The organism is Geomonas limicola (assembly GCF_014193675.1).
GTDB classification, from domain to species: domain Bacteria; phylum Desulfobacterota; class Desulfuromonadia; order Geobacterales; family Geobacteraceae; genus Geomonas; species Geomonas limicola.
Map to the genome: position 1 here is coordinate 234,317 of NZ_BLXZ01000009.1, position 10,618 is coordinate 244,934.

10 protein-coding genes and 1 pseudogene are annotated in these 10,618 nt (G+C 59.5%); 6 read left to right on the top strand and 5 right to left on the bottom strand.

Annotation, left to right across the window (positions count from 1 at the left end; all coding sequences use genetic code 11):
* Window positions 1-26: 26 nt before the first annotated feature.
* Window positions 27-1,181: a double-cubane-cluster-containing anaerobic reductase gene (locus H7688_RS19925; protein ID WP_183363001.1), complete on the bottom strand. Its 1,155-nt coding sequence runs from the start codon at window positions 1,179-1,181 to the stop codon at window positions 27-29.
* A 13-nt stretch (window positions 1,182-1,194) separates the two neighbouring features.
* Window positions 1,195-2,028 carry an acyl-CoA dehydratase activase gene (locus H7688_RS19930; RefSeq protein WP_308470316.1) on the bottom strand — a complete coding sequence of 278 codons (834 nt, stop codon included), beginning with the start codon at window positions 2,026-2,028 and terminating at the stop codon, window positions 1,195-1,197.
* A gap of 322 nt (window positions 2,029-2,350) precedes the next feature.
* On the opposite strand from H7688_RS19930, the gene H7688_RS19935 reads away from it, so the two are divergent.
* The 5 genes from H7688_RS19935 to H7688_RS19955 all read left to right on the top strand — a co-directional run bounded on the left by H7688_RS19935 (window position 2,351) and on the right by H7688_RS19955 (window position 7,646).
* The gene (locus tag H7688_RS19935) at window positions 2,351-3,040 is read left to right on the top strand and encodes a response regulator transcription factor (protein ID WP_183363003.1); all 690 of its coding nucleotides are present in this window, start codon (window positions 2,351-2,353) and stop codon (window positions 3,038-3,040) included.
* Window positions 3,037-4,395, top strand: coding sequence for a sensor histidine kinase (locus tag H7688_RS19940; protein ID WP_183363004.1), 1,359 nt, complete (start codon window positions 3,037-3,039; stop codon window positions 4,393-4,395). Before H7688_RS19935 ends, H7688_RS19940 begins: the two co-directional genes overlap by 4 nt.
* 34 nt (window positions 4,396-4,429) lie before the next feature.
* Window positions 4,430-5,668, top strand: a complete 1,239-nt coding sequence (locus tag H7688_RS19945; protein WP_183363005.1) for a hypothetical protein — start codon at window positions 4,430-4,432, stop codon at window positions 5,666-5,668.
* 72 nt (window positions 5,669-5,740) lie between these two features.
* Complete coding sequence (locus H7688_RS19950; RefSeq protein ID WP_183363006.1) at window positions 5,741-6,469, top strand: 3-keto-alpha-glucoside-1,2-lyase-like domain-containing protein; 729 nt, start codon at window positions 5,741-5,743, stop codon at window positions 6,467-6,469.
* Between the two features lie 115 nt (window positions 6,470-6,584).
* The gene (locus tag H7688_RS19955) at window positions 6,585-7,646 is read left to right on the top strand and encodes an NAD(P)-dependent alcohol dehydrogenase (RefSeq protein WP_183363007.1); all 1,062 of its coding nucleotides are present in this window, start codon (window positions 6,585-6,587) and stop codon (window positions 7,644-7,646) included.
* 129 nt (window positions 7,647-7,775) lie between these two features.
* On the opposite strand, the gene H7688_RS19960 is transcribed toward H7688_RS19955, so the two are convergent.
* Window positions 7,776-8,678 carry a LysR substrate-binding domain-containing protein gene (locus tag H7688_RS19960; protein WP_183363008.1) on the bottom strand — a complete coding sequence of 301 codons (903 nt, stop codon included), beginning with the start codon at window positions 8,676-8,678 and terminating at the stop codon, window positions 7,776-7,778.
* A gap of 121 nt (window positions 8,679-8,799) precedes the next feature.
* Here H7688_RS19960 and H7688_RS19965 point away from each other — a divergent pair, with 121 nt between their 5' ends.
* On the top strand, window positions 8,800-9,420 hold the full coding sequence (locus tag H7688_RS19965) for a LysE family translocator (protein WP_198424513.1): 621 nt from the start codon (window positions 8,800-8,802) through the stop codon (window positions 9,418-9,420).
* A 207-nt stretch (window positions 9,421-9,627) separates the two neighbouring features.
* Here H7688_RS19965 and H7688_RS19970 read toward each other — a convergent pair whose 3' ends face one another.
* Complete coding sequence (locus H7688_RS19970) at window positions 9,628-9,909, bottom strand: hypothetical protein (protein ID WP_183363009.1); 282 nt, start codon at window positions 9,907-9,909, stop codon at window positions 9,628-9,630.
* An 80-nt stretch (window positions 9,910-9,989) separates the two neighbouring features.
* Window positions 9,990-10,618 (bottom strand): annotated as a pseudogene (locus H7688_RS19975) (CxxxxCH/CxxCH domain-containing protein); the annotation flags it as partial.

The window sequence follows — 10,618 nt, forward strand, 5'->3', positions numbered from 1 at the left end:
CAGCGGAGACGGCCATGCGGCACGTTCTAGCACATCTCCAGTGCAGCCCCAATCCTGGTCTTCAGCTGTCCGATGTCCTGCGACGAGAAGTCGGTGACGATCTTCAGGTAGTTGGTCCCCAGTTCCCCCCTTACCAGCGACTCCACCTTAACCGCCTCGACGTTGAAGGTATGGCAGGACTGCAGCACCAGATCGATGACCAGGTCCGGTTTGAGCAGGTCCACCTGCTCATCGAGGACCTCCATCCTCCCCGTGTTGGGGGTCATGCAGGCGCAGGGGATCTTGAGGTAGCGCGTGGCGATGGCCCGCAGGGGATCGCCGGTCCCTTCCTCTATCCTTCCTGCAAAGGCCTTGAGACCAGTGCAGCTGTCCAGGCCGACGATGGCCGCCCCCTCCTCGTCAACCAGCTTCAACACCTTAAGGACATCGCCCCCTACCGGGCAGCCGGTCACCAGAACCCGCTTCGCCCCGGCCGCCGAGGTATGAATCCCTTTGTCGCGGCGCTCGGTAAGCTTCGCGACAATCTCCTCGAGCTTGGAGATCGCCTCGCTGCCGCCCGTCACCATGGCGTAGCTCGTGACGTCGTACATCTCCTGCCAGGTGATCACCGCCGGGCGGTGTGCGCCAAAGCCGAGGATCTGCTCCACCAGGGCATTCTTCCTGTTGGTATGCTTGATGGCTTCCTCGATCGCCTCTTCATCGATGACCGTACCGAACTTTTCCTCCAGGAACTTTTTAAACCCGTTGATCGAGTGTCGCCAGTAGTCCACGGCCCCTTCGTTGGTGGGGCATTGGGGCAGGTCGAGGACGTGCAGCGGCCGCTTCTCACTGATGAGTTCGAACATCTTCTTCTTGCCGTCGCAGGTGGTCTCCCCCACCACGGCGTCAGTCACCTCAAAGAACGGGCAGGTCTTCAGTTCGATAAATCCGTAGCTCGATTTGATGAGTGGGCAGAGGTTGACCGGCAGCGTCTCCTCCGCTTTGGGTATCGAGGCGTTCGAAAAGGCACAGAGCACTGCGGGAACCCCGCCCATTGCCCAGATCACCTCCACCGGTGCGTAGGAACAGTAGGCACCAACGACCCTGGCGCCGGCGTCGCGCTGTTTGAGAACCTGGGCAAGCGCCCGTTTCAATGGGAAGTCGGTGAATGCGTCGTCGAAAAGCGGGGTCGGGTTGGTCATCTATATTCCTCCGTTATGGTAACTGGTTCAGGTTGGTTCTTGCTACCAGGGCAGCACCGTAGGCACCAAAGAAGTCGGGATGTTCGGGCACTATCACCTCGCGGGCGAGTGCGTCGGCGAGGAACTTGACGAGCGTGGAATTCCTGGCGCCGCCCCCTACAAAGAGAATCGAGTGTGTCTCCGCATTGAGGATCCTGGAGAGCAGCGAGACCAGCTTGACGAGCAGCGATTCGTGCACCGCACGGGCGATGTCTTCGACCGATTTCCCCGAGGTCAAAAGCGAGATGACTTCCGACTCTGCGAATACCGTGCAGGTGCTGTTGATCTCGAAAGCGCGCTCCCCTTTGAGAGCCGCCGCCACGAGTTCTTCAAGGCTGAGCCCCAGCGTAGCGGCCATCATCTCGAAGAACTTCCCGGTCCCCGCCGAGCACTTGTCGTTCATCTCGAATTTTATGAGCTGGCCGCTTTTGCGGTCCAGGGAGAGGACCTTGGTGTCCTGCCCCCCCAGGTCGATCACCGTGTTGATGTCGCGGTGGAAGTGATGGGCCGAGGTGGCGTACGCCTTAATCTCCGTGGTTACCCCGCCCCCCAGGATCTTTTGGGAGAGGAAGCGGCCGTAGCCGGTCGAGGTAAGCGCGTCCCAGTGGTAGGTATCCTTGAGCTCTTTGAGCTGTGCGGCGAGATCGATGGACGTGGCGGCACGCACCCGCTCCGAGACCTCCAGCGTCTCCCCATCCATCAGCACGAACTCCACACTGCGCGATCCTATGTCGATTCCTGCAAGTTTGATAAAGCACCTCGTGGCTTTGTGTTGCCCGCTGATTCTTTGCTCCAACCGTTGCGTCAACCGGCTTGGGCCGAGTTCAAACGCCCGGGATACTAGCAGATGTCCTTTCCATTGGCCAATTCATATTATTAACAAACCTGCTATTCCCTATCGATTTTTACCATGGCAGATTTGAGGCCGTCCCGGCATTTACCTCAAAACGAGGGATCGGATGGCTCAGGGTTCTATCCTCGAGAGCTGCACTTATGATTCATGAGCTGCCTAAGCAGACAACATGATCGACGGAGCTCCTCACTCAGGGGCAGTCTCTGACGTTTTAGTCAGAATTACTTCAGTTGTGAAAATTCCGGCATTCACTATCATTAGACCCAAGGAGAAAGCCATGCACATTCTGGTCATCGAGGATGAGCCCAAGGTCGCGGGAGCCCTGAAAAAAGGACTCGAGGCGGAGAATTATCAGGTTTCGGTCGCCGAAACCGGTGAGGACGGCTTCTTTCGGCTCAACACGGAGGCCTTCGACCTGGTGCTTTTGGACCTGATGCTCCCCGGGCGCGACGGCATTGAGATCCTGACCGCACTCAGAAAGCGCGGCTTCGAGACGCCGGTCCTCATCCTTACGGCGCGTGATTCCGTCGAAGAGCGGGTGCTGGGACTGGACAGCGGCGCCGATGATTACCTGGTAAAACCCTTCGCCTTTCCGGAACTCCTGGCCCGGATTCGACTGGTACTGCGCAGGGAGAAAAAGGAGAAAGAGCCGGTGCTGAAGCTCGCGCTCCTCGATCTCGAGATCGACTTGATGACGCGCAAAGTGGTACGTGAGGGGCAGGAGCTCGAGTTGACCGCCCGAGAGTTCGAACTCCTCGAATACCTGCTGCGCAACCAGGGGAACATCGTTTCGCGCGAGATGCTTTCCAGGGATGTTTGGCAGGTCAGGGACCGTTCAACCCCGCTTGACAACGTGATCGACGTGCACATCGCCCGGCTCAGGCGCAAAATCGACGGACCCTTTGCCCTGAAGTTGCTCAAGACGGTACGCGGCCTGGGCTTCACTATGAACGGCGAGGGCGCATGAAACCGAGACCGAGCATACGACTGCGCCTTACCCTGTGGTATTCAGCTGCGCTGGCGGCGATCATCCTCTGCTTCGCCCTGGGTGTCTACTGGTCGGTCCGCTCGAGCCTGCTGAGCAGTCTCGATGCCCAGTTGGAAAGGGACCTCGCCACAGTCACCCGGGTAGCGCGCGACGAACCCAATGAGATCCACGAGCTGGCCCAGCACGGCTCAGTCGACCTGTTCCAGGTGCGTGAGGGGAGTGTCGTTCTGGCGGAGACCGGAGACTGGATCAAAGCCGGTCTTGAAAAGGCTCAACTCGCCGGTACGAACCGGGGACCGAGGTCGTGGACGGGGCCAGGCGGCAACAGTTACCGGTTGGATGCGCTAACCGTGACGGCTCCCGGACATCTCTACCAGGTGGTGGTCGCCGAGGACGAGCGGGACCTGCGCGCCAGCCTGAAGAGTCTCAAGTTCATCCTCCTGCTCGGCGTACCGCTGGCACTCGCACTGGCGCTGATCGGGGGGTACTTTCTGGCCGGCCGCTTTCTGGCCCCCCTCGCAGCTATGGCGCAAAAAGCCGGCGAGATCACGGCGGATCGGCTATCCGAACGGCTACCTTATGGGCAAGACGACGAATTTGGCAAACTTGCCCAGGTCTTCAATGCGACCTTTGCACGACTAGAGGCGTCCTTTGAAAGACTGCGCCGTTTCACGTCGGATGCTTCCCACGAGCTAAGGACCCCGCTGACCGCGATACGTAGCGTGGGAGAAGTCGGGCTGCAAAAAGGGCAGGACGCCGCGGCGCTCCGCGAGGTGATCGCCAGCATGCTCGAGGAGGCAGACCGCCTGACTGAATTGGTGGACAGCCTGCTGACTCTCAGCAGGGCCGAATCCGGAACTCTGCAGCTGAAACCCGAGCCGACCGAGCTCGGCGTGTTGGCTGCGGAAGTAGTAGAATGCCTCGAGGTGCTCGCAGAAGAGAAGGAACAGAGCCTTGTGCTGGAGGCAAACCAGGCGGTGCTTGCTGACATAGACCGCGCGACCTTGCGCCAGGCGCTGATGAATATCCTCGATAATGCCGTGAAGTACTCACCCGAAGGAACCCGAATAACGATCCGTACCGCAGTGGCGGCGGGCAAGGCTGCGCTCGAGGTTCAGGACTCAGGTCCTGGTATCGCAGAAGAGCACATCGCCAAGGTGTTCGAGCGTTTTTACCGGATCGACAGCGCGCGCTCCCGCGAGGTGGGGGGTACCGGGTTGGGGCTGGCCATCGCCCGCTGGGCGGTGGAGCTGAACGGCGGCCAAATTTCGGTGGACAGCGAGCCAGGAAAAGGGTGCACGTTCAGGATAACCCTCCCCCTCGGGAGGCTTTGAGAAAATCGCACGATTACAAAGAAGGAGGAGATCTATGAGAAGAGCTTTGCGGGCGGGAATAACGTGTGGAATGGTCACGGTGGTAGCCGGGGCAGTCTTTGCGGTCACGGCCTTTGCGCAGCCGATGACCTTCCCCGAGGGGACCGCTACCCCCTCGGAAAACTGCGGGGGGTGCCACAAGGCGATCTACCGGGAGTTCGCCTTCGGGTTCGGCAGCGATCTGCACTACAACCCGACCACCATTCCCCAGAAGGAAGGGGCCGCCATCCCCATGCCGGCCGGTGTCTCTGCGACGGCGACCGCACACGCCTTCGCAGGTACCGAACAGTACCCGATCCACGCCCGAGAGGCGGAGGAGGAAGGAAGATCCTGCAACGTCTGCCACTACCCCGAGCCGTTTGCCGTCCCTGACCTCAACGTGGCAGAGATGACCAAACCCAAGGGGCGCCCGAAGGGCAAGGAAGCCGTCGGCATTACCTGCGCCAGCTGCCACCTGACCCCTGAAGGGAAGATCAGGTCGGCCCACACTGTCAACGCTCCGCACGAGACGGCGGCCGACCCGGCCATTCAAACCTCGGCCATGTGCGCCTACTGCCACAGCATGGGGAAAAGGGTCGTCGGCAAACAGACCCAGACCTTCCTGGAGTGGCGTGAAGATTTCTTCAAGCCGGGGCTGGGCAAGCAGCAGTGCCAGGACTGCCACATGCCGCGCACCATGCGCAAGGTGGCCGAAGACTTTGACACTCCCGAACGCCCCGTGGCACGCCACCTCTGGACCGGTGGACGTTCGCAGCAGCGGTTGGCGAGTGCGCTCAGCATGGCGATCAGTCAGCCCGATGCCGGCAAGCCCGCCCTCACCTTCCATGTCATCAACATCGGTGCCGGGCACTCGGTTCCCACCGGTTCCAACCGCCGCGCGATTTACCTGAGCGTCGTGGTGACCGACCAGAAAGGGAACAAGGTTGCAGACCGGGAGTGGATGTTCGCTCCTTCCTACGGCAACCGCCCTGACGACAGGAAGTTCCTTGAAGAGGACAAAAAGCGCCCCGATGCAATTGCCGTGAGTCAAGCCGACGCCCAGGGACCGCACGAGGCGACCATCAGGGCCGGCGAGGAGCGTATCCTCCCCTGGGCCCCGGAGCTCAAACCTGGAGAGTACACAGTGAAGGCCCGTCTCATCTACGACCTGAACCGCTACAACGAGCGTTCCTTCAAGGAAGATCAGACGGAGATTAACAGCACTACCCTGGCCATCAAGGTACCAAAGGGGTGACCTGGCGATTCGGGGCCTGACCAAGCTCGGGCCCCGAATGTTTCCTGTGGTTGCCTTTAAGAGGAGCAGCAGATGAACCACATCATGACCCGGATTTTTTTGGCATTTCTGACCTCATTGATGACCCTGGCAATCACCGGCTTGCCGGCCCTTGCCAGGGGAGTACACACCATTGACTTCGGTAGGAGCACAGCTGGAACCGAACCCACCTCGTTCAGTGCACTCGTCGGGATCTGGCACCAGGATCGGGATGAAGCCCGTAATATCTACGCCGTGGACGGCAGGGAATGGGAACAAGGGCTTCTGGCGCCCGGAGCGGCGGAAAAGGCAAGGGCCCTCTACGGTGATGCCTCCACTGATTTCCTGCGCAACCTGGAGAACTACCGTTATTATCCGCTGACGGTACTTAAAGAGTTGAAACACTTCAGGGAAGGGAGTATCGAGGTCTCGTTCAAGCCGGTAAGCGGCAGGATCGACCAGGCTGCCGGTATTGCTTTCAATATCAAGCCCAACGGCGAATATCTGGTGTTACGGGCGAATGCCTTGGAAGACAACCTGGTCCTTTTCCGACTGGACCAGGGGAGGCGCTCTACGCTGCAGTGGATCGGCAAGGTACCAGTTCCCTCGAACCGCTGGCACACCCTGCGAGTCGTTGTCACCGGCAAAAAAATTGAAGGCTATTTAAACGGAACGAAGTATGTGGACTACCAGTGGAACGAGAAGATCGACGGCAGAATCGGGCTCTGGTCCAAGGCTGATTCCTTTGTTTTCTTCGACAAATTCTCGGTTACAGACAAATAGCTCTTTCTGCGGTTTCTCGTACTATCGGGCAAATTTTCGGCAGGATCAAACTACCTCCTTTTCTCTTACTGGGTGTACGATACAATCATCCAAAAACAACGGGAGGCACAAGATCATGTACCAAGCAAAAGCATATTCAGTCGCCAGCGCGACTGCCCAGTTCACTCCCCAGAGCATTCCGCGCCGCGCCACCACCGAGCGCGATGTGCAAATCGAGATTCTCTTTTGCGGCATCTGCCACTCGGACCTGCATACCGCACGCGACGAATGGCACAGCATCATGCCCACCACCTACCCTTGCGTTCCGGGTCACGAAATAGTCGGCCGTGTTACCGAGGTCGGTTCCGCCGTGACGAAGTTCAAGGCCGGCGACCTCGTCGGAGTCGGCTGCCTGGTTGACTCTGACCACAGCTGCCCGAGCTGCCAGGCAAACCTCGAGCAGTTCTGCCCTGGCTCGACCTTCACCTACAACTCCCCGGACCAGCACGGCACCGCACCGGTCACCTACGGCGGTTACTCGGAAAGCATCGTGGTAGATGAATCCTTCGTGCTGCGCGTCCCGAAAAACCTGGAACTGGCTGGCGTGGCACCGCTGCTCTGCGCAGGGATCACCACCTACTCTCCGATCCGCCGCTGGGGCGACCTGAAAGGGAAGAAAGTCGGCGTGGTGGGACTCGGGGGACTGGGACACATGGGAGTGAAGTTCGCCCATGCCTTCGGCGCCCACGTAGTAGTCTTCACCACCTCGCCGGGCAAGAGGGAAGCTGCACTGAAACTGGGGGCCCACGATGTGATCGTCTCCAGCGATCCAGAGCAGATGAAGCAGCACGCCGGCACCTTCAACTTCATCCTCGACACCATCGCCGCCGACCACGACATCAACGCCTATATAAACATGCTTGGGCTTGAGGGGAACATCACCCTGGTCGGCGCCCCCGAGACCCCGCTCAAGCTCTCCGCCTTCGCCCTGATCTTCGGGCGCAAGAGCATCTCGGGCTCCCTCATCGGTGGTCTCAAGGAGACCCAGGAGATGCTCGATTTCTGCGGCGAGCATAACATCACCTCGGACGTCGAGGTGATCCCCGTCCAGAAGATCAACGAGGCCTACGAGCGGATGGTCAAGTCGGATGTAAGGTACCGCTTCTCTATAGATATGGCGTCACTTAAAGAGGAATAAACGACATAACGGCCAGTCGCTTACCTTAAAGGAATGCGACTGGCCGTTTTTTTCCCCACCGGCACCCCGCGCAGGCTAGTTCTCCTGATCGGAATTGCGGCTTTTATCACGTTGTCACTATTGGGTGCATTACACCTCGCCACCCGTCTCAAGCCCCTCCGGAAGCAGCGCGAGGAAGGCCCGTGCGGCTTCAGAAAGATAACGATCCCGGCGATACACAACATAAAGCTCCCGTTTCTGCCACTCTCCAGCCAAACGAACCTCGGACACCACCCCGCTCGACAGTTCCCGTTCCACTACGTGGCGTGACAGGATTGAGATGCCGAGCCCCGCGGTAACCGCCTGTTTCACCCCTTCTGTCGTCCCCAACTCCATGGTGTTCCCGAGTGGAAACCCCGACTCCTCAAGAACCGCGGAAACCATGCGCCAGGTTCCTGAGCCCCTCTTAGATAAAAGAAACATCTCGGCCCCCAGTTCTTCCGGCGACACGGGGTCCTTTCGTTTCGCCCAATGATGCCCCGGAGGCACGATAAGCACGAGAGGATCCTTGTGGAAAGATCTGACGACCAGCCGCGGGTCCGCGTAAAACCGGCCAACCAATCCCAGCTCGGTCCTGGTCGCCAGCACCAGTTCAACGATCTCACCGCTAAAACCTGTTTGCACCGTGAGCTCCACGCCAGGCGCCTGCGTTTTGAACGCCGTCAACATCCTTGGCAACAGGTAGGCAGCGATGGTTGTCCCCGCCCCCACCTGCAGCTTCCCACCAGCAAGTCCTTTAAGATCATCCAGACGCGACTTTGTCTCATCAAGAAGTGCGGTCAGGGTGCTGGTTGCCGTGTGGAGTATCTCCCCTGCCTGGGTCAGCGAGACTTTCCTGCCGATCCGGTGGAAAAGAGGTGTCCCGTAATACTCCTCGAGCGCGGCAATGTGTTTGCTGATCCCGGGCTGGGTCAGATGCAACTCTTGGGCGGCGCGGGTGAAGCTCAAACGCTCGGCGACCACGTGGAATACGATCAACTGGTTCAGGTTCATGGCCGGAACTATAACATAGAGTTATGGATACAATGAAAACAATTCATTTGTGTCATAAATAGCCACAGGCTACCATTGCCGGCAGATAGAGAATCGGGATGTGCCTGAAGAGGAGACCGTCATGATGAAGCTATATCCAATGTATCTCATGCTGGCGACCTTCACGGTGTTCAGTCCAGGCCCCGGCGTAGTCATGACTCTTACCAACGCTCTGAGCTACGGGTTGAAAGGGAGCTTTGGCGGGATACTCGGGATATCGGTGGGCGCACTCATTATCGCGACGGTATCGGCAACGGGACTTGGGGTAGTGCTGGCGGGTTCCCCCCTCGCGTTTACCATCACGAAGTGGGTCGGTGCCTGCTACCTTGGCTACCTCGGGTTAAAACTCTGGAGAGCTCCGGCTTTCATGTTCATGGAGCAGGTGGAGCGCGAGGCGGGATTCCGGCGGAACTTCATGAAGGGGATGACCCTGCAGTTCACCAACCCCAAGGCAATCTTCTTTTTCCTCTCGGTACTCCCCCAGTTCGTCGACCATGACCTGAACTTCACCATCCAGTTCGCGATCCTGGCGCTCACCTACGGGGTACTGATCGTCATCATCCACTCTCTCTATGCGCTGGGGGCGCACCGAACCCGCTCCTGGTTTACCTCGGAAACGGGGGGGCGCACCATCAATCGGGTGGGCGGAACCCTCTTCATCGTATTCGCAGCACTACTGGTGGTGTCCAGAGGGGCACGTTGAGGGAGTAACGAATAAGAGCAAGTCTCCCGAAATGTTGTACGCTAAAAATTCAAGCAATAGTTACCTGAGCCACTACCCTGCAAGCTCAAGATGAACATGCTTTCTCCCTTGGCGCAGGCGGTACCGCATTGGGCAGTCGGACATAAAAAAAGGCACCTGCAATGAACAGGTGCCTTGGAACCATCCGGGGCCGCCCCGTGCCTTACCTTATTGCGGAGGCAGCTCAGCGGGGGGAGTATGCGGCACCCAGTTACTGCCGTCGAAGATGTACTCGATGTTGCTGGTACTATCCACCCAGATCATGCCCACTACCGCCTTGGGCGGAGCCGTATCGCTCACCACCTTGCCGCTGGGCGGCAGCGACGGGAGGTCGCTTTCCGTGGCCAGCGTCGTCCCCCCGGGTACCGGTTCCGCAGCGCACACCGTGGCCCACAACAGCAGCGTTCCCATAAAGCCGGACGCGATCAAGATCGTCACAAATCGTTTCATGCGGATATCCTCCTCAGGTAGTTCCCTGCAGTAATCCTCCAACTTGACTCGGACCGAAGGTCAGCGGTCTCCGCCCTCCCCTAGTGGCACCCGAAGCAGGTCGACTTGAAGGTTGCCTGCACGTTGAGCGTGCCGTTTCGGTGCTGCGCCAGGTTGGTGATCGTCGTCCCCTGGCCGTTCACGCTGCTCACGTCGGGGTGGCACAACTGGCACTGGTTCAGGCTCGAGGTCAGCCCCTGGTTGCCGTGATGACCACTGTGCCATACCCTGCCGTCCGCAGGCGGATTGCCGTGGCAAGCCGCGCACTGCTGGCCGGTCACGTTCCAGGCCGGGGTACGCTGCGCACCACCGTAGTTCACCGTGATCAAGTCGTACTCATCGGTTGCCGCGTTGTACGAGTAGTAGCTGAAGCTGCCGCTCTTCACCGCGTGGCAGGATACGTTCGAGCAGCTCTTTCCGGAGTCGTACAGCGGCGCAGTGCCCGCGGAGAAGCGGTACTGGAGATCGACGGCAACAGTCACGTTCGCCTGGTGGTCCTTGATGGGGAGCGTCATGAGGTGGCTGGCAGCCCCGCCGCTGTGGCACGGCGTGCAGTTGTTCCACCCCTCCGAAGCCTTGGCCGTCTTCGCCACGTGCGACAGGTGCGCCCCGCCGCCGCCCGAGTAGGACTCGAAGCGTGCCCCGGACCAGTTGTTCATGGTGCCGAAGC

Excerpts from the sequence above, each read along its gene's own strand:
- H7688_RS19925 (WP_183363001.1), bottom strand. The coding sequence starts at position 1,181 with ATGACCAACCCGACCCCGCTTTTCGACGACGCATTCACCGACTTCCCA.
- H7688_RS19935 (WP_183363003.1), top strand. The coding sequence starts at position 2,351 with ATGCACATTCTGGTCATCGAGGATGAGCCCAAGGTCGCGGGAGCCCTG.
- H7688_RS19940 (WP_183363004.1), top strand. The coding sequence starts at position 3,037 with ATGAAACCGAGACCGAGCATACGACTGCGCCTTACCCTGTGGTATTCA.
- H7688_RS19945 (WP_183363005.1), top strand. The coding sequence starts at position 4,430 with ATGAGAAGAGCTTTGCGGGCGGGAATAACGTGTGGAATGGTCACGGTG.
- H7688_RS19950 (WP_183363006.1), top strand. The coding sequence starts at position 5,741 with ATGAACCACATCATGACCCGGATTTTTTTGGCATTTCTGACCTCATTG.
- H7688_RS19955 (WP_183363007.1), top strand. The coding sequence starts at position 6,585 with ATGTACCAAGCAAAAGCATATTCAGTCGCCAGCGCGACTGCCCAGTTC.
- H7688_RS19960 (WP_183363008.1), bottom strand. The coding sequence starts at position 8,678 with ATGAACCTGAACCAGTTGATCGTATTCCACGTGGTCGCCGAGCGTTTG.
- H7688_RS19965 (WP_198424513.1), top strand. The coding sequence starts at position 8,800 with ATGATGAAGCTATATCCAATGTATCTCATGCTGGCGACCTTCACGGTG.
- H7688_RS19970 (WP_183363009.1), bottom strand. The coding sequence starts at position 9,909 with ATGAAACGATTTGTGACGATCTTGATCGCGTCCGGCTTTATGGGAACG.